This window comes from Arthrobacter psychrolactophilus (genome assembly GCF_003219795.1).
Lineage (GTDB): Bacteria > Actinomycetota > Actinomycetes > Actinomycetales > Micrococcaceae > Specibacter > Specibacter psychrolactophilus.
The window spans coordinates 36036-61354 of sequence record NZ_QJVC01000011.1; the positions used below are offsets into that span (position 1 = coordinate 36036).

22 protein-coding genes, 3 tRNA genes and 1 riboswitch are annotated in these 25319 nt (G+C 62.2%); of the genes, 2 read left to right on the forward strand and 23 right to left on the reverse strand.

The window, feature by feature from the left end; translation table 11 throughout:
* Positions 1-76: 76 nt before the first annotated feature.
* From CVS30_RS11510 to CVS30_RS11580, 15 genes are all read right to left on the reverse strand, one after another.
* Positions 77-152 (reverse strand) — tRNA-Ala (locus tag CVS30_RS11510).
* Positions 153-204: 52 nt separating this feature from the next.
* Positions 205-280 (reverse strand) — tRNA-Ala (locus CVS30_RS11515).
* Between the two features lie 52 nt (positions 281-332).
* Positions 333-408 (reverse strand) — tRNA-Ala (locus tag CVS30_RS11520).
* Positions 409-520: 112 nt separating this feature from the next.
* Complete coding sequence (locus tag CVS30_RS11525) at positions 521-1255, reverse strand: histidine phosphatase family protein (protein ID WP_110485483.1); 735 nt, start codon at positions 1253-1255, stop codon at positions 521-523.
* A 39-nt stretch (positions 1256-1294) separates the two neighbouring features.
* On the reverse strand, positions 1295-1711 hold the full coding sequence (gene rsfS / locus CVS30_RS11530) for a ribosome silencing factor (protein ID WP_110485484.1): 417 nt from the start codon (positions 1709-1711) through the stop codon (positions 1295-1297).
* Positions 1712-1738: 27 nt separating this feature from the next.
* Positions 1739-3277 carry a hypothetical protein gene (locus tag CVS30_RS11535; protein ID WP_110485485.1) on the reverse strand — a complete coding sequence of 513 codons (1539 nt, stop codon included), beginning with the start codon at positions 3275-3277 and terminating at the stop codon, positions 1739-1741.
* Positions 3277-3939, reverse strand: a complete 663-nt coding sequence (gene nadD / locus CVS30_RS11540; RefSeq protein WP_281268084.1) for a nicotinate-nucleotide adenylyltransferase — start codon at positions 3937-3939, stop codon at positions 3277-3279. Before nadD ends, CVS30_RS11535 begins: the two co-directional genes overlap by 1 nt.
* Positions 3940-3952: 13 nt before the next feature.
* Positions 3953-4201 (reverse strand): hypothetical protein, encoded by a 249-nt coding sequence (locus CVS30_RS11545; protein WP_110485487.1) that lies wholly within the window; start codon positions 4199-4201, stop codon positions 3953-3955.
* A gap of 131 nt (positions 4202-4332) precedes the next feature.
* Positions 4333-5613: a glutamate-5-semialdehyde dehydrogenase gene (locus CVS30_RS11550; RefSeq protein ID WP_110485488.1), complete on the reverse strand. Its 1281-nt coding sequence runs from the start codon at positions 5611-5613 to the stop codon at positions 4333-4335.
* 38 nt (positions 5614-5651) lie between these two features.
* Positions 5652-6818, reverse strand: coding sequence for a glutamate 5-kinase (gene proB / locus CVS30_RS11555; protein WP_110485489.1), 1167 nt, complete (start codon positions 6816-6818; stop codon positions 5652-5654).
* Positions 6818-8428, reverse strand: coding sequence for a GTPase ObgE (gene obgE / locus CVS30_RS11560; RefSeq protein ID WP_110485490.1), 1611 nt, complete (start codon positions 8426-8428; stop codon positions 6818-6820). The genes proB and obgE overlap by 1 nt, the downstream gene beginning before the upstream one ends.
* A gap of 158 nt (positions 8429-8586) precedes the next feature.
* The gene (gene rpmA / locus CVS30_RS11565) at positions 8587-8844 is read right to left on the reverse strand and encodes a 50S ribosomal protein L27 (protein WP_044573643.1); all 258 of its coding nucleotides are present in this window, start codon (positions 8842-8844) and stop codon (positions 8587-8589) included.
* A gap of 58 nt (positions 8845-8902) precedes the next feature.
* Complete coding sequence (rplU, locus tag CVS30_RS11570) at positions 8903-9211, reverse strand: 50S ribosomal protein L21 (protein WP_044573640.1); 309 nt, start codon at positions 9209-9211, stop codon at positions 8903-8905.
* A 397-nt stretch (positions 9212-9608) separates the two neighbouring features.
* A complete protein-coding gene (locus CVS30_RS11575; RefSeq protein WP_245934571.1) occupies positions 9609-11156 on the reverse strand; it encodes a bifunctional hydroxymethylpyrimidine kinase/phosphomethylpyrimidine kinase in 1548 nt (515 codons plus the stop codon).
* A riboswitch (TPP riboswitch) is annotated at positions 11147-11245 on the reverse strand. Its footprint overlaps the gene before it by 10 nt.
* A 124-nt stretch (positions 11246-11369) precedes the next feature.
* Positions 11370-14855 (reverse strand): Rne/Rng family ribonuclease, encoded by a 3486-nt coding sequence (locus CVS30_RS11580; RefSeq protein WP_110485491.1) that lies wholly within the window; start codon positions 14853-14855, stop codon positions 11370-11372.
* Positions 14856-15230: 375 nt separating this feature from the next.
* Between CVS30_RS11580 and CVS30_RS11585 the strand changes: the two genes are divergently transcribed.
* Positions 15231-15866, forward strand: coding sequence for a vitamin K epoxide reductase family protein (locus tag CVS30_RS11585; RefSeq protein ID WP_110485492.1), 636 nt, complete (start codon positions 15231-15233; stop codon positions 15864-15866).
* 233 nt (positions 15867-16099) lie between these two features.
* Here the strand turns inward: CVS30_RS11585 and ndk are convergent, their stop codons facing one another.
* The 7 genes from ndk to CVS30_RS11620 all read right to left on the reverse strand — a co-directional run bounded on the left by ndk (position 16100) and on the right by CVS30_RS11620 (position 23890).
* Positions 16100-16516: a nucleoside-diphosphate kinase gene (gene ndk / locus CVS30_RS11590; RefSeq protein ID WP_110485493.1), complete on the reverse strand. Its 417-nt coding sequence runs from the start codon at positions 16514-16516 to the stop codon at positions 16100-16102.
* Positions 16517-16557: 41 nt separating this feature from the next.
* A complete protein-coding gene (locus CVS30_RS11595) occupies positions 16558-17004 on the reverse strand; it encodes a DUF4233 domain-containing protein (RefSeq protein WP_110485494.1) in 447 nt (148 codons plus the stop codon).
* Between the two features lie 2 nt (positions 17005-17006).
* The gene (locus CVS30_RS11600) at positions 17007-18389 is read right to left on the reverse strand and encodes a bifunctional folylpolyglutamate synthase/dihydrofolate synthase (protein ID WP_110485495.1); all 1383 of its coding nucleotides are present in this window, start codon (positions 18387-18389) and stop codon (positions 17007-17009) included.
* Positions 18389-21661 (reverse strand): isoleucine--tRNA ligase, encoded by a 3273-nt coding sequence (ileS, locus tag CVS30_RS11605; RefSeq protein ID WP_110485534.1) that lies wholly within the window; start codon positions 21659-21661, stop codon positions 18389-18391. Before ileS ends, CVS30_RS11600 begins: the two co-directional genes overlap by 1 nt.
* Positions 21662-21921: 260 nt before the next feature.
* Positions 21922-22689 carry an SDR family oxidoreductase gene (locus CVS30_RS11610; RefSeq protein WP_110485496.1) on the reverse strand — a complete coding sequence of 256 codons (768 nt, stop codon included), beginning with the start codon at positions 22687-22689 and terminating at the stop codon, positions 21922-21924.
* A gap of 47 nt (positions 22690-22736) precedes the next feature.
* Positions 22737-23081 carry a DUF488 domain-containing protein gene (locus tag CVS30_RS11615; RefSeq protein WP_110485497.1) on the reverse strand — a complete coding sequence of 115 codons (345 nt, stop codon included), beginning with the start codon at positions 23079-23081 and terminating at the stop codon, positions 22737-22739.
* A 110-nt stretch (positions 23082-23191) separates the two neighbouring features.
* Positions 23192-23890, reverse strand: coding sequence for a helix-turn-helix transcriptional regulator (locus CVS30_RS11620; protein ID WP_110485498.1), 699 nt, complete (start codon positions 23888-23890; stop codon positions 23192-23194).
* A 73-nt stretch (positions 23891-23963) separates the two neighbouring features.
* On the opposite strand from CVS30_RS11620, the gene CVS30_RS11625 reads away from it, so the two are divergent.
* Positions 23964-24695 (forward strand): alpha/beta fold hydrolase, encoded by a 732-nt coding sequence (locus CVS30_RS11625; protein WP_110485499.1) that lies wholly within the window; start codon positions 23964-23966, stop codon positions 24693-24695.
* Positions 24696-24824: 129 nt separating this feature from the next.
* Here the strand turns inward: CVS30_RS11625 and CVS30_RS11630 are convergent, their stop codons facing one another.
* Complete coding sequence (locus CVS30_RS11630; RefSeq protein ID WP_220033912.1) at positions 24825-25280, reverse strand: MepB family protein; 456 nt, start codon at positions 25278-25280, stop codon at positions 24825-24827.
* Between the last annotated feature and the right edge of the window lie 39 nt (positions 25281-25319).

Consider the following 25319-nt stretch of genomic DNA (forward strand, 5'->3'; position numbering starts at 1 on the left):
GTGACGATAAGGAACGCTACGAAGACGCGGAGACAAAAAGATCCGGCCATCGTAACGATGACCGGATCTTTTGTTTTGGTGGAGCTGAGGGGACTCGAACCCCTGACCCCCTGCATGCCATGCAGGTGCGCTACCAGCTGCGCCACAGCCCCAAAACTTATTTAGTTGTAAACCACCATGAGATCTTGCAATCCATGATGTGTTTGGTGGAGCTGAGGGGACTCGAACCCCTGACCCCCTGCATGCCATGCAGGTGCGCTACCAGCTGCGCCACAGCCCCAAAACTTATTTAGTTGTAAACCACCATGAGATCTTGCAATCCATGATGTGTTTGGTGGAGCTGAGGGGACTCGAACCCCTGACCCCCTGCATGCCATGCAGGTGCGCTACCAGCTGCGCCACAGCCCCAAACACTTACTTCTTGTTGTTCCTTTTCCTTGACCTTTCGGTCTTGGCCGGAGCAACCTGACTATATTAGAACAACTTTTGCCAAACTTACAAATCGGGGTTTCTCAGGCCGTTAATCCTCGACCGGTTCTGCCAGAACTTCAGGTATTTCATAGGGTTCCGGGAGCGTTCCAACGTTATGTTCCAGCAACCGCCAGTGACTGGAATCAGCATCCAGGATGTTTTCCTCAACAACAGACCAGTGGCAATTCGAGAGCCCCGACAAGGTCCGCCACAGTTCTTCGGGCAAACCCAAAAGTTTTGCGAGGGCCACACGCGTTGCCCCTCCATGGGTTGTCACCACTAGGGTCCCACCCTCGGGCAAGGCCCGGACGTGCTCAAGAATGGCGTCCACCATGCGCGTCGCCACGTCGCGGCGGGTTTCTCCCCCACCGGCGCGTACTCCCGGCTCGTCGAGCTGCCAGCGGTGGATCTCCTCCGGGTACCGCTCGATGATCTCCGCGAAGGTCAGCCCCTCCCAGCTTCCACCGAAAGTCTCCCGGAGCCTCGCATCAACCGTGACGTCCAGGGCGGTCAGGGCCGCCAGTGCCTTGGCTGTGGCATAGGCGCGGGAGAGGTCTGAGGAGACCAGCTGCACGGCGTCATCGAGGACCGGGCCCAGCTTGCTTGCCAAGAGTGCCGCGGCACGCCCCGCCTGCGTCTCCCCCACCGCATCCAGTGCGATATCGCTTTGTCCCTGAAAGCGACGTTCCGCATTCCAGGAGGTGCGTCCGTGACGCAAAAAAATAACCCGCCGGCGGGGGCCGGCGGGCTGCAAAACTGAGCGCTCGGGGCCATTGGAAGCCATGAAATGACCTATCTATAGTTCCTGAGCCCGTCTAAGGGGTTAGTTTTCGGTGTCTGCTTCTGCAACGGCCTCAGCAGGCTTCGCCGAAGGATCGGACTCTGCAAGCTGCAGGTCGATGACGGGGCAGTCACCGTAGAGGCGTTCCAGGGCGTAGAAGACGCGGTCTTCTTCATGCTGAATGTGGAAGACGATGTCGGCGTAGTCCAACAAGACCCAACGGCCGCTGGAGCGACCCTCGCGACGTACGGGACGCATGTCGAACTTGTGGAGCTCATCTTCGATGCCGTCTGCAATTGCGTTGACCTGGCGCTCGGTGGCACCTGATGCAATGAAGAAGAGATCCGTGATGGCCAGACGTTCGCTCACGTCGATGGCTGTTACGTTCTGAGCCAGCTTGTCCGAGGCCGCGCGGGCTGCTGCCCGTGCAAGGTTGATGGACTGTTCTGTTGCTGTCACTACTGTTTCCTTTGATTGGTAAAAAATTTAGCGTGCAAGTGCGGTGAAAAACATTATGGCCCCAACAACGATCGCGGCACCACCGGCAACCACGGATCCCCACTGAATCAGCAAGTTTCGCTGTGTTCTGCCCAGTCCTGCTGTCATGGCGTCCAGGGGTTCAAGCCCATGGGCGTAATCGGCAGGAATGGGTGGCATCTGTGAGCGTTGCACGGCCGCCGCTGCCTCAGCCTCGGCGGGGACGGCGGCCTGACTACCGGTAGCCATGGCCTCGGCCTGCTTGAGCGTGTTGCTGCGACCACCGCTGACCGGACGATCCGCGGTGGGGCGGGGCACGGTACGCGCCGTCAGAGCCGCGTCAAAACGGTCGGCGCGGACGTTCGGGACAGTCGCGGTGGTGTCTTGAACTGGCGTCGAAGCCGTGGGGGTCGGTGGAAGTTTCGGGGTTGCCGTCTGCTTCGTTGTTGTTCCGGGCCGTTTTGAGGCGCCCCGGATGGCAGCATTTGCCACGATCGGCACATGCGTCGTGGTGGGTTGACGCAGGATGGGACGATCGGCACCGGGAACCTCGATGAAGTCCAACGGAGTCACCATGGCGAGGTTGTTGGTCGCCGTAGGATCCGAGGCCGGACGTCGATTTTTCGCACTTTCCTGGGCCAGGCGTTCGCGAGCCTGCGCTCGCTCGGCCAAGATGGCGGCGCGTTCTGCCTCGGCACGCTGTGCCGCCAGGATCCGCAGTTCCTCGGTGCTCGGTGCCACAGCGGCCGCTGGCGGACCTGCCGACACGGGATAGTAGCTGCCACCGGCCACAAGGCCGGGCAGTGGCGGATGAGTTGCGGCCGGATCGGCAGCAACTTCCTCGGTAACCGCTGCTACCTCGGGAGCCGCCGGAGCTTCGGCATTCAAGATAGTGGCGGGAGCCTCAGGCTCAGCCGCGGCCGCCTCGTCTGCCGGGGCGAGCACGGCGGGAGCTTCCGCTGCGGGAACCGGAGTGGGTTCCGGCGTCGGGCGCGGGGCAGGTGAGGCGACAGGCTGGCTCGCCGGGAGACCCCGGTTGGCCCGTACTACTGCCGCACGACGACCCACGCGAGTGGGCTGTGCCGCGGCTGGGGCCGGGCTTGCCTCGACGGGCTGTTGGGCCACGACGGGCTCAGCCGCGATAGGAGTTTTGGGGGCCGGAGTCGGCGTCTTGGCCGGGACGACCGGGTTGACGGCGGTGACCGGGGCACGCTCGGCGTCGAGCTGTGACTGGCGAATGGTCCGTCGGGACGGGAGCGGGCTCAATCCCGGAGGGTCTATGAGTTCCTTGTAGGCGCGCAGGGCGGCACGATCGCGGGCCCTGGTCTGCGATTGCCGTTCGGCCCGGTGGGCGTGCGGCTCCGGGCGGGAGGCTGGAACGGGCGGCGCAACGGAGGCTGAGGCGTTCTCGCCCGGGGCAACGGCTTCCGCCGGCGCCTGGGCGGCAGGGCTGAGCGGCACCGGCGGCTTGGCCGCGGCGCTTGCTGCTTGTGCCGACTGTGCGCGCAGTTCCCTGCGGCTACGAATCGGCTCCGTTTCCTTACTCATCACTTACTCATTCGGTTCTCAGTGCTCAGCGACACAAGGCCTGCTCCGGCATCTGTTCCGGGCTGAACATACAGTCCATACTTGGCAATATATTGCACGACGCCGTCCGGAACCAGATACCAGACGGGATTCTGTTCGGCCACGCGCTTACGGCAATCCGTTGAAGAAATCGCCATGGCAGGGACCTCCAACAAACTTACATCGGTACGCCCGCGGTCATCGAGCACGTGACCGGGACGGGTAACACCCACAAAATGGGCTAGATCCCACAGTTCGTCGCTATCTTTCCATGACATGATCTGTGACATGGCGTCGGCGCCTGTGATGAAGAACAAGTCAGCCTCGGGCCGCGTACGATGCAGATCACGCAAGGTGTCGATCGTAAACGTGGGTCCGGGACGATCAATATCCACCCGGCTCACGGTAAAGCGCGGGTTCGCCGCCGTGGCAATGACCGTCATCAGGTACCGGTGCTCGGCGGCACTGACACGACTTTTCGCCTTCTGCCAGGGCTCGCCGGTAGGGACAAAAATAACTTCATCAAGTTCAAAAACACTCGCAACCTCACTGGCTGCGACAAGGTGACCATGGTGGATCGGATCAAACGTGCCACCCATGACTCCAACACGGAGACGGCTCCGGGTGCCCTCAGTCGACGGCACCCGGATGGTGTCCTTAGTGATGAGAGGACGCCGAATCGTTGCCGTGCATGTGCTTATTGGTGTGCTGACGGTGGGGATCTTCAGATTCCTCCACTGCCTCGTGACGGTTGCCCAAGTTCATGAAGGAGACCGTGACCAGCATGAGCAGCAGCAATGCGGCGAGCATGACGCCGCCGATAACCAACGGCGGTGCAATCAACGGTGCAAGTTCTTCATGTTCCTCTGCAGCGGCTAGTACGACGCCGGCAAGCTGGGTCAGCATTATTTCTCCCCTTGGGTGCGTGGCCGGGCAGCAGTATCGCCGCAGCCGGTCCAGTTATTGCGTGAATTCCTTCTAATGGTACGTGTAAACGACGTGCACTGGCACACCGGCACGCTGCATCGGGCCCCTGATCAGCCCCGGACCTGGCCCTCACCCTGTACGATCCACTTCGTGGTGGTGAGTTCTGTCAGGCCCATGGGCCCCCGGGCGTGCAGTTTTTGTGTGGAAATTCCCACTTCCGCACCCAGACCCAGTTCGCCACCATCGGTGAAACGTGTGCTGGCATTCACAATGACGGCCGCCGAATCAATCTCGGCAATAAAGGTCTCCGCATTGCCCAGATCGTTGGTCAGGATGGCCTCGGTGTGTCCCGTGCTCCAGGTGCGGATGTGCTTGATGGCCTCATCCATGGAGTCAACCATCTTCACGGCCAGGTCAAGGTCCATGTATTCGGTGCCCCAATCCTCATCCGTGGCTGCCGTTGCCGTGATCCCGGCGGGCAACATAGCCTGAACCCGCTCGTCAACATGGAGGCGAACGCCGGCCTTGTTCAGTGCGCGCAGCACGGCCGGAAGCACCGTGGCGTCTTTGTGGACCAGGAGTGTTTCCACCGTATTGCAGACGCTGGGGCGCTGCGTCTTGGCGTTCAACAAAATGTCGACGCTCATTTCTTCCTTGGCGCTGCTGTCAATGAAGATGTGGACGTTGCCCTCCCCGGTCTCGATGACGGGGACGGCTGAGTTGTTCACCACAGTTTGGATGAGTTCCCGGCCGCCGCGGGGAATCAGCACGTCGACCTGGCCGCGAGCCTTCATGATGAGGTTCGCGCCTTCGCGTCCGTACTGGTCAACAGATTGCACCGCGTCGGCCGGCAGCCCCACGCGATCAAGGGCATCGCGGAGCAGGCCCAGGAGCGCCTTGTTGGTGTGCGCGGCGGCCGTGCCACCGCGCAAGATCACGGCATTGCCACTCTTGAGTGCCAGCCCAGCGATGTCAACGGTCACGTTGGGGCGCGCCTCGTAAATGGCGGCGACAACACCCATGGGCACATTGATCTGTCGCATGCGCAAGCCATTGGGTAGGGTTTGTCCGCGCACCACATTGCCCACGGGATCGGGCAGGGTTGCCAAGTTTTCCAGGGCGTCAGCCAGTCCCTGCATGCGTGCCTTGGTCAGGGTCAGGCGGTCCAGCATCGAGGCGGAGGTGCCGTTTTCCTTGCCGGCGGCGACGTCTTTAGCGTTAGCGGCCAGCACCATGTCCTGGTTTTCCAGCAAGGATGCGGCCATGGCGCGCAGACCCTTGTCTTTCCAGGCCCGGTTGGCGCGGGCCATGCGACGCGCGGCCCTGCGGGCACGGTCGGTGATAGCGCGAACGTCGGCGGCTACGTTTTGTTCAACAATCTGCTCGGTCATGCCTCAAGTCTAAGGCACAACCCTCGATTGCGCCTGAGCTAAACGTTAAGAAGGACCAAATCGTCGACATGAACAACCACACGCTCAAATTGCCGTCCCAAATCCTTGGCCAGTTCCTTGGTGGAGCGGCCCAGCATCTGCGGCAGATCGGAGTGGCGGTAGTTGACCAGGCCATGGGCGAAGACGTTGCCGTGAGCATCACTGATTTCCACGGCGTCTCCGGCGTCAAAGTCACCGCTGACAGAGGTAATTCCGGCCGGGAGCAGGGACTTATGCCGTTCGCTGACGGCGCGTACGGCACCGTCGTCGAGGACCAGTCGGCCACGGATATCGGCCAGATGGGCCAGCCACAGCATGCGCACGGGACGCTTATTGCCGCTCATGCTGAACCAGGTGCCCACGTCTTCCCCGGCAAGTGCCGCCGCGGCCTGGGCCGTGGAGGTGACCAGCGCCGGGATTCCGGTTTCGGCCGCGATGAGGGCGGCCTGAACCTTGGTGGCCATGCCGCCTGTGCCGACTCCGGCCGCACCCGCTGAGCCGATCACGATGCCTTCGAGGTCCTCGGGTGAGTCCACCTGGCTGATGCGGCTTGCACCTTGCGAGGGCGGACCGTCGTACAGCGAGTCAACATCGGAGAGCAAGATCAAGGCGTCGGCCTTGATCAGGTGGGCCACCAAGGCGGCCAGGCGATCGTTGTCGCCAAAGCGAATCTCGTGCGTGGCCACCGTGTCATTTTCATTCACGATGGGCACCACACCCAGGTGCAAGAGACGTTCCAAGGCCCGGTGGGCGTTGACGTATTGATGCCGGCGCGTCAGGTCCTCAGCCGTCAACAACACCTGCGAGGACGTGACCCCGTGCGAGGCAAACGCCTGATTGTAATGAGCCATCAATAGGCCCTGACCCACACTCGCGGCAGCCTGCTGCGTTGCTAAATCCTTGGGACGCCGGGACAAGCCCAACGGCAAGAGTCCGGCAGAGATGGCGCCGGAGGAGACCAAAATGATCTCCGTACCGGCCAGCCGACGCTGCGCCAAGACATCCACCAGCTTTTTCAGTGCCTCTTCGGAAATACCGCCGGCCACAGAGGTCAAGGAGGAGGAACCCACCTTGACCACAATGCGTGAGGCCGTGGCAATGCCGCTGCGTGATTCAAGGGCGTTGATGAGCGCCGTCTCCTGAAGTCCCAAGGATTCTGCGCTCATTAGTTTGCGGTGGCGCTATCGTCGTCGTCACCTGCAGCAGCCCGATCGGCTTCGATGAACTGAGCCTTCGTGGCTGCACGGTCATGCGTTTCGGTCCAGATGCCGGCCTTACGCTCGGCTTCCATCTCGGCGCGCACGGCTGCCTTGGCGTCGCGACGATCCTGCTGCTCCTGACGCTTCTGTGAACGCGTGGGGCGGTCACCGAGGTCAAGGAGGCGCAAGTCGGTTCCACGCGGTGCGGCGAGGTGCTCGGCGCCACCCATCATGGTGGGCTCCCAGTCGAAGATCATGCCGTTCTCGCCACCGATGACCACGGTATCCCCGGGTGTGGCCCCGATCCTGAAGAGTTCCTTTTCGACGCCAGCCTTCGCCAGGCGGTCTGCCAGGTAGCCGATGGCTTCCTCGTTCTGGAAGTCTGTCTGCTCAACCCAGCGCTCAACCTTTTCGCCGCGAATACGGAACAACGGAGCGAGGTTGCGCTCTTCACGAACAATCGTAAAGACGGATTCGTTGATGGCACGGGGGCGCAAGATCACGGGGGTGGCCTTGGCAGGAGCCTCGGTGATGGCCTTGCGGGCCGCCGTGACGATCTCTGCCATGGCGAAGCCGAGAGCCTTCAGGCCCTCGTGGCTTGCGGCCGAGACTTCGAAGACGCGGTAGCCGCGCTGCTCAAGGTCACCACGGACGAATTCGGCCATGTCACGGCCGTCGGGTGAGTCCACCTTGTTCAAGGCGATCAGGCGGGGGCGGGCGTTCAGCGGAACAACATCGCCGTCGGATCCGGCGAAGCTCATGTCAACGTCGTAACGCTCGAGTTCGCGCTCGATGATGGCGAGGTCGTTGATGGGATCGCGGTCGGTTTCCAACGCTGCACAGTCAAGGACGTGCACGATGGCGGCGCACCGCTCGACGTGGCGCAGGAAGTTGTGCCCCAGGCCCTTGCCTTCGCTGGCACCTTCGATGAGTCCGGGGACATCGGCCATGGTGAAGCGGGTGTCGCCGGCCTGAACCACACCGAGGTTGGGGATCAAGGTGGTGAAGGGGTAGTCGGCAATCTTGGGCCGAGCCGCTGACATGGCGGCGATCAGGCTGGACTTGCCGGCGGACGGGAAGCCCACCAAGGCGATGTCGGCGATGGACTTCAGCTCAAGGACGATGTCCTGTTCTTCACCGGCGATACCCAACAGGGCGAAGCCCGGAGCCTTGCGCTTGAGTGAGGACAGGGCGTTGTTGCCGAGGCCACCCTGGCCACCAGCCGCGGCAACATATTCCGTGCCGATGCCCACCAGGTCGGCGAGGACATTGCCGTCACGGTCCTTAATGACCGTGCCGTCGGGAACGTCAAGGATCAGCGATTCGCCATCTTTGCCGTCTCGCCAGTCACCCATACCGGGCTGGCCATTGCCGCCGCGACGGTGAGGTGCGTGGTGGAAGTCAAGCAAGGTGGTGGTCTGGTCACTGACGCGGAAGGTGACGCTACCGCCGTCGCCGCCCTTACCGCCGTCGGGCCCACCCAAGGGCTTGAACTTTTCACTGTGAACGGAGACGCAGCCATGGCCCCCAGTCCCGCCGGATACGTGCAAAACAACCCGGTCAACAAAGCTGGCCACTGAAATCTCCTTGTATAGAACTTGCTATGCGTACTAATTCTAGTCCGCTACTAAAGCAACGCCCCGTGTCCGGTCGGCATTGCCGTTAAAAAATCATGCTGGTGTTAAAAGCCAGTGGAGCGAGCCATGCGGCCCGCTCCACTGGAAAAGCTTCGGTATTAGACCGTAGCTGCAACGATGTTCACAACGCGACGTCCACGACGCGTGCCGAACTCGACTGCGCCTGCGTCCAATGCGAACAGCGTGTCGTCCTTGCCACGGCCGACGCTAACGCCGGGGTGGAAGTGAGTGCCGCGCTGGCGAACGATGATTTCACCAGCCTTGACAACCTGACCGCCGAAGCGCTTTACGCCCAGGTACTGAGCGTTGGAGTCACGACCGTTGCGAGTGGAACTCGCACCCTTTTTATGTGCCATTTGAAAATGCCTGCCTTTTTACTAAAAGTATCTAAGTGGATCGAACCGTCAGCGCTTATTAAGCGATTGAGGTGATCTTGACCTTGGACAGTTCCTGACGGTGACCCTGGCGCTTCTTGTAGCCGGTCTTGTTCTTGAACTTCTGGATGACGATCTTCGGTCCACGAAGATCCTCCAACTTCTCAGCCGTAACCTTCACATTAGCCAGGTCCTTCGCGGCTGTGGTGAGCTTGTCACCATCAACCAAGAGCAAAGCGGGCAGCTCAAGCGTGCTGCCAACTCCACCGGGGACGCGGTTCATGGTCACGTGGTCTCCTACGGAAACCTTTTCTTGACGGCCGCCTGCGCGGACAATCGCGTACACCACTGGGGAACTCACTTCTCTCGACGTTTATTACAAAGTTTTTATGCTGACTCGGATCATATTTGATCTCTGCCAACCGCATGCTTCCGCAGTTCAAGATTGAACAAAACGGTCTGCACACTATGTGCCTCAACGCCGTGGACCTCAATGGAGTTCTACCATGGAGTGGTTGCCCTAGGTGTTGGCGTAAGCACCGAAGAACAAGAATACGCTAATTCTGGCTTCGGGGGCAAATGAGACTAGTTTCAACGTTCTGCGCTACTTTTCGAGTAAACATGGTTTATCTCGAGAACTTCTGTAGATCGTAGAAACCGTACTCAGCAACTTTAGCGCGCTTAGGGCCGTTTTGTGACATTTAGAGCTCCGACTGAGCAAAATAGTCTCAGATTAGCTGGTGTGGTTAATCACGCCGGGCCCCAAGATCCGCGTCAACACGGCGATGTGGGGCGGCAAAGAAGTCCACCTCATACTGGGCCGAGTGGGCAAAAGCCGCGCGCATCCGTTCGCGTTCTGGCGCGGATCCGTGCCGGGCGGCAGTGTCGGCGATCGCCACGGCCCGCTCGGTGGCTCGGGAAAAGTCTTCGTCGGCGTAACTTTCCAGCCAGGCCCCATAGGGGTGCTTGCCGGAATAGCTGAGGTAATCGCTATGGAGTACCCGCCCCACCTCGGCGTAGAGCCAGTAGCACGGCAGCACCGCGGCCACGACCTCCCCATAGCTGCCACTGCAGGCCACGGCTTGCAGATGGTCAAGGTAGTGCTTTGTGACCGGCCCCATGGGGGATTCCAGCGGGAACTGGCTGAGCCAATCCCGGTGCAGGCTCATTTCCACCTCGATGCAGTTTTGTGCCCCTTGAGCCCAGAACTTTTGTTCCTCTTCCGTGGGCGCCAGGGAGCTGGCCCGGGCCAGAACCCGTGAGTACGTCCCCAAATACAGGGCGTCCTGGGCCAGGTAGTAGGCAAAATGCTTACTCTCGAGGGTTCCTGCCGCCAACTCCTTGATGAAGTCCAGCTCAAAGATGGCTTGGCGCTGTGGGGCGCAGTCGGCCCAGAGCTCGTCGCTGAAGGTACCGGCGGCGGCTGGGGCATTTGCCCACAAGGCATGGAGGTGATTGATGGGGCCCGCGCCAGATCCCACGCCCAGATCATCGGCTGTGACCAGCGCCCCGCTGAGCCATTCCTTGGCCAGACGCACGCTCTCGACCCAGTCGCCGGTCTGAGCCCGCAGCGTCGCCACGGCCGAGGACAGGGAGCAGCCTGTGCCGTGCGTGTTCTTGGTGGCGATCCGGGGCGCGCGGAATTCCTGATGTGTACCGTCGGGCCAGACGAGCGCGTCGGGGCACTCCTCCCCCGGCAGATGCCCGCCCTTGACGAGCACCAGCACCTCATGCGCCGCGGCTAGTTGCTGGCCCTGCTCGAGCGCCTCTGCCCAGCTCCCAGCCTCTGCCTGGTTGAGCAGCACGGCCAGCTCGGGCAGATTGGGCGTCACCAGATGCGTGAACTTCAGCAGCTCCAGAAGCGCCTCGTGAGCCCCCTCCGCGACGAGCAGGTCGCCACTGGTCGCGACCATGACCGGATCGAGAACCACGACGGCGGGACGCGTCACAGCGAGCCAGTCCCCGACTGCTCTCATCACCTGGGCGTCTGCGAGCATGCCGATCTTGACGGCGTCGAGGCTAATATCTGCTGCCACGGCGTCCAGCTGCGAGCTCAAGAAGGCAACGGGTGGAATATGCACTCCTTGCACACCTTGGGTGTTCTGCGCCGTGAGGGCCGTCAGGACGGCCATGGCATATCCCCCATGGGCCGAGATGGATTTGATATCGGCCTGAATTCCGGCACCGCCGGAAGGGTCCGATCCGGCAATGCTCAAAACCCGTGGGTGCTTCACCCTTTGTGGGGCTCGATCCGAGGTGCTGGGAGCAGGGGTTAACAAGGTAGATGTAGTCAACAGGACATCCCTTCGCCGGTGCTAACCGGGCAGGTTCAACGGGTATTGTCTCAGCCGGCCCTTGTGGCCTGGCACCCCGTGTCGCCTTCTACCCTAGTGCGCCAAACGTTAGTTAAAGAAACAACCCGCACAAGATGAAGCGGCAAGGCATCGTGCGATGTCTTGCGCGTCATCCTGCGCGGGTTGTTGAGTCCCTGCGAAGGACCCGAGGCTTTAGAGCTCGGAGGCTGGAACGCCTACGCCGAGAATGATGGGCTCGGAAGCCTTCTTCACTACCGGTGCTGCAACCTTTTCTGCCACGTCACTGCTCTGCACGGTGAAACCCTGAGCGGCCGGAGCCTGCCCCGAGGTCTCTACGGCCGAATCGGTGGAACCCTGAGCGCTGCGTGCGGAGCGGTTACGCCGTCCACGGCGGGAACGGGAGCGGCTATTGCCGTTCGTCTCGCCTTCCTCGTCATGGGAGACCGAGGCTTCCGGAGCCGATGGTGTTCCCGGAGCGACGAGCTGATCCAGTGCCTGCGTCAGATCGGCCAAGGCAGCTGCCCGATCGGCCGTGTTGCTGCCAGCGAAATCGTTGCTTTCGCTGCGGTGGCCACGCGGCAATTCGATAGCCTCCCCACCCAAGGTGAGGGTGGCGGCGTCGTCCGAGGTAGTGGACTGTTCCGGAGCAGTCTCGGCGGCCACGCGTTCCTGATGCGAAGCGGCAGCCGCGGCGGCAATGTTCGCGAGAGCTGCGCGTGCCTCGTGAGCCTTCTGCGCCTTGGCAGCCTCGGAAACCTCGTCCGCGACAACCACGGGGGTCACCTCGGGCGCCGTCTCGGTCTCGGAGGGCTGGTTGCGGTTGCGGTTACGCTTGCGTTCGCTCCGCGTTGAGCGGTTCGCGGTGCGCTCGTTCTCACGCGGTTCCTGCTTGGGAGCCGGAACATGCGTGTGCATCTGGGCAACCTCCACAGCCGGGCTGTGTGAGCGGCGGTGTTCCACGGGGATCTCGTGGGTGACCATGCCGCGGCCGGCGCAGGAGGGGCACAGCTCGCCAAAGACTTCGAGCAAGCCGGTTCCCATGCGCTTACGCGTCATCTGCACCAGACCCAGCGAGGTGACCTCGGCAACCTGGTGCTTGGTCCGGTCACGGCCCAGGCACTCCACGAGGCGGCGCAAGACCAGATCGCGGTTGGATTCCAGCACCATGTCGATGAAGTCGATGACGATGATGCCGCCGATGTCGCGCAAGCGCAGCTGACGCACCACTTCCTCGGCAGCTTCGAGGTTGTTCTTGGTGACGGTCTCTTCCAGGTTGCCACCGGAGCCGGTGAACTTGCCGGTGTTGACGTCAACTACGGTCATGGCTTCGGTGCGGTCGATGACCAAGGAACCACCCGAGGGCAGGAAGACCTTGCGCTCGAGAGCCTTGTTGATCTGTTCGTCGATGCGGTGCGCGGCGAAGATGTCCTCGGACTTGCTCCACTTTTCCAAACGGTCCAGCAGATCCGGGGCCACGTACGTCACGTAAGCCTCGATGGTGTCCCAGGCGTCCTCACCGGAGACGACGAGCTTGGAGAAGTCCTCGTTGAAGACGTCACGAACTACCTTGATGGTCAGATCCGGTTCGCCGTAGAGCATCTCGGGAGCGAGAGTCTTGTGCGAGGTGGCGCGCTCGTTGATGCCGGCCCACTGGGCGCGCAGACGGTTGATATCGTTCGTGAGTTCTTCCTCGCTGGCACCCTCGGCCGCGGTGCGCACAATGACGCCGGCGTTCTCGGGCAGGTGGTCCTTGAGGACGCGCTTGAGGCGGTTACGTTCGACGTCGGGCAGCTTGCGTGAGATGCCTGTCATGGAGCCGCCGGGCACGAACACGAGGTAGCGCCCGGGGAGGGAGATCTGGCTGGTCAGGCGGGCACCCTTGTGACCGACGGGGTCCTTGGAGACCTGCACGAGCACCGAATCGCCGGACTTGAGTGCGTTCTCGATGCGGCGCGGCTGGCCGTTGAGGTTCGCGGCATCCCAGTCGACTTCACCGGCGTACAGCACGGCGTTGCGGCCGCGTCCAATGTCAACGAAGGCCGCTTCCATGCTGGGGAGCACGTTCTGGACCTTGCCCAGGTAGACGTTGCCAATGAGTGAATCCTGCTGCGTCTTGGAGACGAAATGCTCGGCCAGGATGCCGTCCTCGAGGACACCGATCTGGATCCGGTCATCGCTCTGGCGGACCACCATGACGCGGTCAACGGACTCGCGGCGGGCCAGGAACTCGGCCTCGGTGATGACGGTGCGGCGGCGGCCGGAATCGCGTGAGTCACGGCGACGCTGCTTCTTAGCTTCCAAACGAGTGGAGCCACGCAGACTCGTGACGCGGTCCGAGGCTCCCGCGCCGGCCTCTACAGCGGCGGGGGTGCGAGGGGCGCGAACACGGGTCACCGTGTTGGGCGGATCCTCATCGGTGCCACCCGTCAACTCCAGGTCCTGGTCGCCACGGCGACGACGACGGCGGCGACGTGAGGTCACGCCGTCGTCCGTTGCTTCCTCATCATCAAGCTCTGCCTCGGCAGGCTCGACGGCGTCAGCCTGCTCGGTTTCGTTGCGGCGGCGGTTGCGGTTGCGGCCACGACCGCGACGGTCACCGTCGTTGCCGTCCTTGGCGGAATCCTCGGAGGACTCCGTTGCCACGGGAACGGCCAGGCTCAGATCGGGGGCCAGGAACAGCGCGGACATGCCGGCGGCCGGTGAGAGGAACAAGGATTCGGATGCCTGCTCGGCGGCGGGGGCTGCGGCTTCTGCTGCCTGCTCGGCGACGGGCGCGGTGAGTTCCGGTGCCGGGGTGGCCGGTCCGGATGCGGCCGAGGAACGACGACGGTTACGTGTGGATCCGCTGCGGGCCGGGGCGGCCTCGGCGGGAGCTTCCACGGCGGCCGCAACGGCTTCCGGAGCTACAGGCTCAGTCACGGCGATGACGGCGGCCGGGGCGGAGACGGCAGACTGCGCGGGAGCGGCGGCGCGGCGTGAACGGCGGGCCGGACGCTTGGCGGCGGGAGCCTCAACCGTCTCGGTGACGACGGGTGCTTCGGGAGCGCTGGGCTCCTCGACAATAACGACGGCGGGGACTTCGGCAGCCTTTTCAACGGCCGGGGCCGCCGTGCTGGTCACGGGAGCCTTGGCACGACGGGTGCGCTTGGCTGGAGCTTTGATGGGCGCCTCGGCTTCGACCGGAGCAGCCTCGACGGCGGGTGCCTCTTGAGCCGAAAGGCTCAGTTCGCCCTGAACACCTTGATCGGACGCTGCGGCAGACGGTGCCGTGACGGGTGAGGTGGCGCGGCGGCGGGTGGTCCGCTTGGCCGGGGTCTTGGGCTCGGCGATGGCGTCCAGGAGCGAAGGCTCGCTGGTTGCCTCAACGTCGGGGGTGACCTTCTTGGCGCGGCTGCGACGGGTCGGAGCCTTCTTGGGAGCAGCGGCGGGCTCTGCCGCTGCCGTTTCAACCACGGGACTCTCGGTAACGACTGCGGCTGGAGCCGCGGCGGCCTTGGGGCTGCCCGAGGTGCTTGTGACAGCCGAGCTGGCACGGCGTGAACGGGTGGCCTTTACTTTAACCGGTTCGGAGGTGTCCGTTGCAGCCTTCACGGCAGCCGACTTAGTCGTGGCACGCTTAGCCGACGTCTTCGCAGGTGCAGCTTCTGTGCTTACAGTTGTGCGCTTTTCATTTTCCATTATGGGCGTTACTTTCGCGCCGAATTAGCGCCCCCACATCAGGCCCCAAATGCGGCAGATGTGTCAGCACCCGCAGGCGCTGACGGAAGTCGTCTAATGTACCTCTCAGGCGGCACCAACTCCTGGGTGCGCAAGCTCTGACAAGCCAATGGGGTACCTAACACCGGCCGGTGGATGGCTGCACGCGTTGGCAGCGTCGTCACCAGTTAGCCCGTGGGCGTCCCATTGGACTGAAGGGTGCATGTGGATCACCGGTCAGCCGTCACTATTGTCTCATACGCTCCCCCACACCACGCGTTTGTTCGCAGGGCGCGCCAAGAAACTCACGCTACAATCAGGACACCATTGCCCCCGTACCCTGTGAGTAAGGACGACATGCCCAGCCCCAACGTTTCCAGTAGCGCCCCAGCGGACATGAATCTTTCAGCCCTGACGCGCCCAAAGTTCTTTGGTTGGTTCCTAGTCATCGCCGGCAGCATCGCCTGGCTCGCCTCAGCAACCCTAGTTCTGGAACGCCTGCAGCTTTACACAAACCCGGACACCACCCTGAGTTGCGACTTCAACTCCTGGATCTCCTGCGGCGACGTGATGAAGACCCCCGAGGCGGCCATCTTTGGTTTCCCGAATCCCTTCATTGGCGTCGTGGCGTTCGCCGTGATCGTGACGACCGGCGTGGTCTTGTTAGCTGGCGCCCAGATGGCCCGCTGGTTCTGGATCTGCTTGCAGATTGGGATCACCGCGGGTATGGCGCTCGTGGGATGGTTCTGGTTTACCGCTGTTTATACGCTCGCGATCCTGTGCCCGTACTGCATGATCGTGTGGGCCATGATGTTCCCGCTCTTTATTTTCATCACGCTGCGCAACATCAATGACGGCGTCATTCCCACCAAGCCTGCCGTCGCGAGATTCCTCAACGACTGGGCCTGGATCATCGTCGCCCTCATGTACCTGGGCACCCTAGCGTCGATCTTCTTCAAGTTCATGGCCCTGATGATCCCCTCCAACGCCTAAACAACCCCCGGCCTACCTCACCACAATCGACCCCCACAAGCTCCCCCACAATCTAAGTGGCAGTAGATGCGATGGACAACGCTTTCCAAGGGTGTTTTTCGGTAGCAACTGCCACACAGATTTTGGGGATGGGTTTAGGGACGGGTTTGGGCGCTGCTCACGGGACGGCGATATGTACGACGAAGGGCACCTCCCAGCGGGAGGTGCCCTTCGTCGTACGTACTGGATGCTGTTTAGGCGAACCAGATCGCGATCTCGCGCTCGGCGGACTCAACAGAGTCGGAGCCGTGAACCAGGTTCTGCTGAACCTTCAGGCCCCAGTCGCGGCCGAAATCGCCACGGATCGTGCCGGGGGCAGCCGTGGTGGGATCGGTGGTGCCAGCCAATGCGCGGAAGCCTTCGATGACGCGGTGGCCTTCGAAGATCGCGGCAACAACCGGGCCGGAGAGCATGAACTCAACCAACGGCTCGTAGAACGGCTTGCCAAGGTGCTCGGCGTAGTGTGCTTCCAGCTGCTCGCGGGTTGCGGTAACCTTCTTCAGCTCGGCCAAGGTGTAACCCTTAGCCTCGATGCGAGCCAGGACGGCGCCGGACAGGTTGCGGGCCACGCCGTCGGGCTTGACCAGGACAAGAGTGCGCTCAATGCTCACAATAACTCCAATTAAATAGATAAAACAGGATCAGAAGTAGTTTACTTCGTGGACGATTCGGGGTGTTCCTCGGGGTGTTCGGCATCCCACTTGGCCTGCACCTTGGCCCGATTCACATTCTCGCGGTCGATCTTGGCACCGCCGGTGAGTGCGTACCACCAGGCAATGCTGAAGAGCACACCCACGATGAACATGGAGTATTCCCAGAAGCCACAGGCGATGAGCACGAGCTGCAGAATCCAGCCCACCGCGATGCCCCACGTCTTGCGAACGACGGCGCAGGCCAGGATCAACAGCACGGCCAGAACGCCCGCGGCGATGAGGTAGATCGGGTTCTTGCCATTGACGCCAAACAAGGCCAAACCGAGGAACATGGCCACGAAGGCTTCGAGCATGAGCACCACGGAGGCAAACATCATCTTCGTTGAACGCAGCTTTTTGGGCGTATTGGGCTTCCATTCACGCTGCGCTTTGGTCAGTTTTGCCATGGTTAGAGCCCTTCCTTTTCACCCGGGCGACCCAGCAAGATGCGTGCCTCACCGACAAGGGTGATGGATCCGGTGATGAGCACGCCACCGGCCAGGTCGTTGTTGGATTCGGCGCGCTCGACAGCCCACTCGATGGCGTCGTCGAGCTTCTCGGAGATGTGGACATCTTCCTCGGCCCAGCCCAGATCCACGGCCATTTCGGCCAGTTCGGCGGCCGGGATAGCGCGCGGGGAGTTCGACTGCGTCAGCGCGAGCTCCCCGGCCTCGTCGCCATAGGACTCCTTGAGCGTGGTCAAAATTTCCTCGGCGTCCTTCTCCTGCAGAATTCCCAGCACCACCACGAGCTTGCTGAAGGCAAAGGACTCCTGCAAGGCCTTGGCGCTGGCGGCGATACCGGCCGGGTTGTGCGCGGCATCGACCACAATGGTGGGCGAGGTGCGCATCACTTCCAGGCGGCCCGGAGAGGTGACGGCGCCGAAGCCTTCCTGCACGAGCTCCAGGTTCAGTTCCTTTTCCCCGCCACCGAGGAAGGCCTCCAGAGCGGCAAGTGCGACGGCGGCATTTTGGGCCTGGTGTTCACCGTGCAATGGGAGCAAAATCCCCGGGTAACGGCCGGCAAGTCCCTGCAGCTCAAGCAGCTGTCCGCCGACGGCGATGGTGCGTGATTCCACACCAAATTCCACGCCTTCGAATCGGAACTCGGCGTTTTTCTCACGGGCCTTTTCGAGGATGACTTGGGCTGCATCTTGCGGCTGAGCGGCGCTGATGAGGAACGCGCCTTCCTTGATGATGCCGGCCTTTTCCTCGGCGATGAGTCCGGTGGTGTCACCCAACAGCTCGGTGTGATCCAGGGAGATCGGGGTGATGACGGCTACCTGACCGTCGCCCACATTGGTCGCGTCGGTGATGCCGCCGAGGCCAACCTCCATGACGGCCACGTCTACCGGCTCATCGGCGAAGATCGCAAAGGCCAGAATCGTGAGGCACTCGAAGTACGTCAGACGTACCTCTCCGGCGGCGATCAGCTCGGCATCGACGATCTCCAGGTAAGGGTGAATCTCATCCCAGATCCGCACAAACGTCTCATCGCTGACGGGGGCACCGTCGATGCTGATGCGCTCGGTGACACTGCTCAGGTGCGGGCTCGTGTAACGCCCCGTGCGCAGATCGTGCGCCAACAAACCGCATTCGATCATGCGGGCCGTTGAGGTTTTACCGTTGGTGCCGGTGATGTGAATGATCGGGAAGGCCTTGTTAGGCTCCCCCAGGACATCCATGGCCCGGAACAAGGGCGCCAAGCGCGGCTCCATCTTGTTTTCCGGGGCCCGGCCCAGCAGCTCAGCGTAAACGCTCTCGACCGAGAATTCGTCGTGGTTAGCAGTCATTAAGACACGGTCCGTTCAACTGTGATGGTAGTTTCAACGTCACCGGGGATGAGCTCGAGCTTGAGCGTGAGCGTCTCGCTCTTGACCAGTTCGGCGTTAGCGTGCAGGGCATCAACGATGTCCTGAGGTGCGCTGACGATGGTGCGGATCCGGTCGCTGACCTGCAGGCCGTTGTCCTTACGTGCCTGCTGGATGGAGCGGATCATATCGCGGGCCGTTCCCTCTGCCTCAAGCTCTTCGGTCAGCTCGGTGTTGAGCACGACGAAGCCGCCGCCGGGCAGCATCGCTACCGCAGTGGAACCGCCGTCGTGTGCGTCAGCTACGACTGTCTCGAGCGTGTACTCGGAGGCTTCCAGCTCGAGGCCGCCGGCCGTGACTACGCCGTCGGTGACGGACCAGTCGCCGGACTTGGAGCCCTTGATGGCGAGCTGGACATTCTTACCCAAGCGCGGGCCTGCGGCGCGAGCGTTGACCACGAGCTTCTGCGAGATGCCGAACTCCTCCGGGGAGGCCTGCGCCGCATCAACGAAGCGCACGGAACGGATGTTCAATTCCTCGGCAACGATCGCGGCGCCGTCGTTGAGGGCGGCTGCGTTGTCGGCCACGACCGTGAGTTCCTGCAAGGGCAGGCGGACGCGGAGCTTGGCGGCCTTACGCAGGCTGGAACCGGTGGAGCAGATCTGCTGGATCTTATCCATCTGGTCCACGAGCTCGGCGTTGCCCAGGAACAGATCGGCGTTGGGCCAATCCGTCAGGTGCACGGAGCGTCCACCGGTGAGTCCGCGCCAGACTTCTTCCGTGACGAGCGGCAGCAGGGATGCGGCCACACGACACACGGTTTCCAGGGCTGTGTAGAGTGCGTCGAAGGCGTCAACGTTTTCATCGAAGAAGCGGCCACGGCTTCGGCGGACGTACCAGTTGGTGAGCATGTCGAAGTAGCTGCGCAGGGAGTCGCAGGCGCCGGAGACGTCGTACTCATTGAGCTTGGCTTCCACGTCGCGGATCAAATCACCAGTGTTGGCCAGCAGGTACTGATCCATGGGATCGGAGTAGCCGTCGTAGCGCAGCTTAGCGTCGTAGCCCTTACCCTCGTTGGCCGTGTTGGCGTAGAGGGTGAAGAAGCTGTACACGTTCCACAGCGGCAAGATCACCTGGCGGACACCCTCACGGATGCCTTGTTCGGTGACGATCAGGTTGCCACCACGCAGGATGGGGCTAGCCATCAGGAACCAGCGCATGGCGTCAGCGCCGTCGCGGTCAAGCACCTCGGACACATCCGGGTAGTTGCGCAGCGACTTGGACATCTTCTGTCCGTCAGAGCCTAGGACGATGCCGTGGCTGATGACGTTCTTGAACGCCGGACGGTCAAAGAGTGCCGTGGAGAGCACGTGCAGCATGTAGAACCAGCCACGGGTCTGACCGATGTACTCGACGATGAAGTCGGCCGGGTTGTGCGTGTCGAACCACTCTTCGCTCTCGAAGGGGTAGTGCACCTGGCCGTACGGCATGGAGCCGGAGTCGAACCACACATCGAGCACATCTTCCACGCGGCGCATGGTGGACTTGCCCGTGGGGTCGTTCGGGTTGGGGCGGGTCAGCTCGTCGATGAACGGGCGGTGCAGGTCAACCTCGCCCTCCTTGTTCAACGGCAGGCGGCCAAAGTCAGCCTGCATTTCGGCGAGGGAGCCGTACACGTCGGTGCGCGGGTATTCGGGGTCATCTGACTGCCAGACGGGGATGGGTGAACCCCAGTAGCGGTTACGGCTGATGGACCAGTCGCGGGCATTGGCCAGCCACTTGCCGAACTGGCCGTCCTTGACGTTGCCGGGGATCCAGTTGATGTCCTGATTCAGCTCGACGAGGCGATCCTTGAACGCGGTGACCTGAACGTACCAGGATGAAACGGCACGGTAGATCAGGGGTGTGCGGCAGCGCCAGCAATGCGGGTAGCTGTGCACGTAGCTGGCCTGGCGGACTAGACGGCCAGCCTCACGGACCACCTTCGTGATGGCCTTGCCTGCGTCAAAGACCTGAACGCCGGCGATTTCACTCAGCGGGCCCTTGGCGAAGAGCGGCAGGAACTTGGCGCCCTCATCGATGGAGAGCACCACGGGGATGCCATTCGCCTCGCAGACCTTCTGATCCTCTTCACCGTAGGCGGGTGCCTGGTGGACGATACCCGTACCGTCGGTCGTGGTGACGTAGTCGGCCACGAGGAACTGCCAGGAGCTGGCGGTGCCGTACTTTTCGTCGTCGGCGAAGTAGTCCCACAGGGGCTCGTATTTGATGCCCTCGAGCTCGGCACCCGGGTAGCTGGCGGTGACAGCGGCAGTCGCGGCAGCTCCGTCGTCGTACCCCAAATCCTTGGCGTAAGCACCCACGAGGTCAGCGGCGAGCAGGAACTTCTCGGCACCGGCGGAGGAACCATTCGGGCCAACCGGCACGACGGCGTAGCTGACCTTAGGCCCGACAGCGAGGGCCTGGTTGGTGGGCAGGGTCCAGGGCGTGGTGGTCCAGGCGATCGCGGCAACCCCGGCCAGCTCCTGCGAGAGCGCGGATTCGCCGGCCACGATGGGGAAGGTGACGGTGACGGTCTGGTCCTGGCGGTCCTTGTAGACGTCGTCATCCATGCGCAGCTCGTGGTTGGAGAGGGGGGTCTCATCCTTCCAGCAGTAGGGCAGCACGCGGTAGCCGTTGTAGGTCAGGCCCTTGGAGTGGAGCTGCTTGAAAGCCCAGAGCACGGACTCCATGTACTCGACGTTGAGGGTCTTGTAATCGTTGTCGAAGTCAACCCAGCGAGCCTGGCGGGTGACATATTCCTGCCATTCGCCGGCGTACTTCATGACGGAGGAGCGGCAGGCGTCGTTGAACTTGTCGATGCCCATGGCCTCGATCTGCGCCTTGTCGGTCATGCCCAGCTGCTTCATGGCTTCCAGCTCGGCGGGTAGGCCGTGCGTGTCCCAGCCGAAGCGCCGCTCAACACGGCGACCCAGCTGCGTCTGGTAGCGGGCCACGAGGTCCTTGACGTAACCGGTCAACAGGTGACCGTAGTGCGGCAGACCGTTGGCGAAGGGAGGGCCGTCGTAGAAGACGAATTCGTTGGACCCATCCGTGCCGGCGTCGCGCGCATCAATGCTGGCCTGGAATGTGCCGTCTTCGTCCCAGTACTTCAGGACGAGTTCTTCTACCTTCGGGAAATTCACGGAGGAGGGAACGTGCTTGGATTCGGCGTGGAGGCCGGCGGCGGCTGAGGCCTTCGGGAAGTGGGTCATCACATCATCCTGGTTGTGGGTGTTCATGTTCAGGATGCAAGGACGGCTTGCGCCGCGGTACCACCTCGCTTACCGCTTTTGTTGCCAAAGACGGCCGCTCATTAACTGCTGTGACGGGCTTACCCGTCCGGTTCTACTGACCCCTAGTGTGCCAGGGGTGTTCTTCCGGAAGCTCACCGGTGATGGCCGGGTCGATGCTTTGTCCTTCATTCTACGGGATGCGCACGATTTCTGCGCGCATCCCGCCTGAGCCTGCGCTACTAGCGGCGAATGACTTTATGAGCGGCTGCCTGAGCTACGGGACGGAGCACGATCTGGTCCAGATTGATGTGATGGGCAAGCCCGACGGCGTAACCCACCACGCCTGCCACATCCTCCGCCGTCAGTGGCTTCTCCACTCCTTGATATACCTTGTCCGCCGCGTCCTGGTTACCGCCGAGCCGGTTGAGTGAGAATTCCTCCGTGGCCACCATTCCGGGTGCTACCTCGATGACGCGCAGATTGTTCTCGACTTCCTCCAGACGCAGGGCGTTAGTGAGCGCGTGCTGGCCAAACTTGGCTGCGCTGTATCCGGCGCCACCCTCGTAGGTGATGTGGGCCGCCGTCGAGGTCAGGTTCAACACCGTACCGAAGCCGTGTGCGCGCAAGTCGGGCAGGAAGGCCTTGAGAACCTTGACGGTCCCCAGCACGTTGACCTGGTACATCCACTCCCAGTCCGCGAGATCGGCGTTCGCCACGGTATCCACACCGCGAGCGCCGCCGGCGATGTTGATCAAGGTGTCGAGTCCGCCTTGCTGGGCAAAGGTGTCGGTGGTGAAGGCGTGGAGGCGAGCGACGTCGTCGTCCGCGGTGATATCTGCCGCGAAGGCGATGGCCCCGGTCTCCTGTGCCAGCTGCGCGAGCCGATCTTCACGGCGGGCCACGGCGATGACGTTCCAGCCGTCGGTCCGGAGTTGGCGGACAGTTGCGGCGCCGATTCCGGAGCTGGCGCCTGTGACGATTGCATTCTTAGAGGTATTTTCAGCCATGGTTTAAATCTAGCCCCGTTGGGCGGGGACGTTGAACGGGGCCGTGGCTATGACGTTGTGTTGAGGAAGTTCAGGAGTACGGCGGCCTGGTTTTGTAGTGGGTCCTTGGCGCCGTAGAGCAGTACGAGCTTCTCGTGGGCGGCGATGAGCTCGTGGAGCCGGGGCACCTCGGGATTGTGGCTGAGCTCCTGCGTGTAGTCGTCCTCAAAGGCCTCGAAGCGCTCCGCCACATGGTCGAAGGCTGACCGTACCGCTGTACTGGGCGCTATCTCCTTGAGCCAGAGGTCAACTTTGCTCTTACTCACCCCGCGCGGCCATAGCCTGTCCACGAGAACGCGGTACTCCCCCGCCTCTGGCTCCTCATACACCCGCAAGATCCTGACAGTGCCCATAGCTGCATCCTAGACCCCTTGATGCGTGCGCTCAGCCTGTTCCTTGTCACTGCTTAGTTACGCCGAGAGGGTTATCAAACGCTGGCGCGAGGGGCTCATGCGTCAGTTGCTCAATCACCACTACGGTATACCGGCTTGGCGTTGGCCGGAGGATCTCCGACCTCGCTGACGGTGTGGCCACTGCAGGCCATCCTAGTGACAGTGGCTTGCTCGATACGAGAGACGGCAAACCATCGAATCGCCTCGCGCAGTTGGCACCATCCAATGAGATACCACTGGCCGTTCGTGGAAGCGAACAGTACTGGCTCAATGTCACGGGTGGTGGTAGTCCCTGCTCCGGATGTGTAGCGAATACTGAGTACTCGTTGCTCCGCCATTGCCTCCTCCAGTGCCGACTTGATCGCGCGCGAGGAGGAAGGTAAAGCATTTACCCACACCCGGTGGGCCAGTTCGTCGGCTCTTGCCCGGGTTCTAGGGTCAAGAACGTCCAGGATTTTCTGAACACCGGCTGCTGCCAGATCAGCATAGGGGGCATCAGCAGCAGCGGACACGGCCGCCATGAGCGCCACAGCCTGCGCCGGCGACAGGCTGACAGGTGGCAGAGATGCGCCGCTAGCCAATCCGTAGCCGCCACCCGGGCCTGGTCGCGACCATAAGAGCGCACCACTGTTCTCCAACGCATTGAGGTCTCTCTTGACCGTACGCACGGAGACCTCGAACTCTCTCGCCAACCGTTCAGCGGAGATCCCTCGTGCGCCGCTTCGCCGCAACATCTCGGATAGCGCATGGAGCCGCTCGGCTCGCTTCACGGCTCAGTCCCAGTTAAATTCATGACATAAATAGTGACATACTCTTGTCCGCTGGGGGTGCGAAGGTTGTGGCATGACAACCACTAATACCTCTCCGACCATCATTCTCATCGCCGGCCATTGGCTGGGCGCCTGGGCGTGGGATGAAGTCCTGGAACACCTAAAAGCAGACCACCCTAGGGCCATCGCCATGACGCTGCCCGGTCTCGACGCCCACGATCATAAGCGTGCAACTCAAACCCTCGACGCCCAGGCTGAAGCGATCCTAGGGGTCATCGCTCACCACGGTAATCAGCCTGCACTTCTCGTCGCCCACAGTGGTGCAAATGCTCCCGTTAGCCTTGTCTTAGACCGGCACCCTGAGCTTGTTGACCGGGTAGTGTGGGTCGATTCCGGCCCTGTGGCGACGGGAACTGTCTTCGCCCCAGACTTTCCGGAGGAGTTGAAGGAGCTTGCGTTGCCACCCTTCGACGTCCTCGCACAGCAGGCGAGCCTCGAAGGTCTAAGCGCAGAGACACTCGAACGGTTCCGGGCCCGAGCCGTCCCTGAGCCCGGCACTGTCCTGCGTCAGCCCGTGGAGCTCAGCAACGAAGCCCGCCGCAGCGTGCACACCACCTTGGTCTGTTGCTCAATCCCAAGTGCGCAGGTGCTGGAGCTGACTCAAACCGGTCATCCCATGTTCGCCGAAGTCGCGAACCTTGAACACCTGCGCATTATTGATCTCCCAACGGGTCATTGGCCTATGTGGAGCCGTCCGCGCGACCTTGCCGAGGTCCTTGCCTCAGAGGCTGCTCGGAGCAACTGAACTACGCGCCCTAGAACGCCGCATTCACCTGCCGTTGGCTCCCAGACCCGGCGCCTTTGTTCTGTTCTGCGTTGAGTTCACCGTGAACTTGCCGCAGAACACTGTTGTGCGGCACGTTCGTCCTGAACTTTACGCAGAACCGAACAAACTAGGCTCCCAGAACTCGCACTGCCACTTCTGGGTGCGCCGCGCCTGGGCACTGAGCGTCACAACGTCCGGCGGATAGACCCGGATGGCTCGTTTACCGCCCTTCCCGGCAATAGAGAGCACCCCGTGTTGCGCCAAGGTATCTGCCGGGAACATGAACATACCCAGCCCCGCGCCGGAGCCGGCCTGGATCGCGAAGAGGGTGACGCCGTCGTCCATGTCATAGGGGCGGATGGGACCTTCCGTGGAACGCAGCCACAGCGTGACAAACTGCCCCAGCTTGGTAGGTGTGGTCTTGGCGACGCGAAACAGCGCCGGGCGCTCGCCGAGGGTCAGGGTGTGGGCGCAGTAGTCGGCGCTCTCGGGCTCGGGCACCGCATTGGCCCAACTCATCCGGGTCATTTGCCACTGTCGCTGCGCGCTCTCGGGGATATTCACGTGCCACATTATCCGCAGAATCCTGCTTCGAGGGCAAGT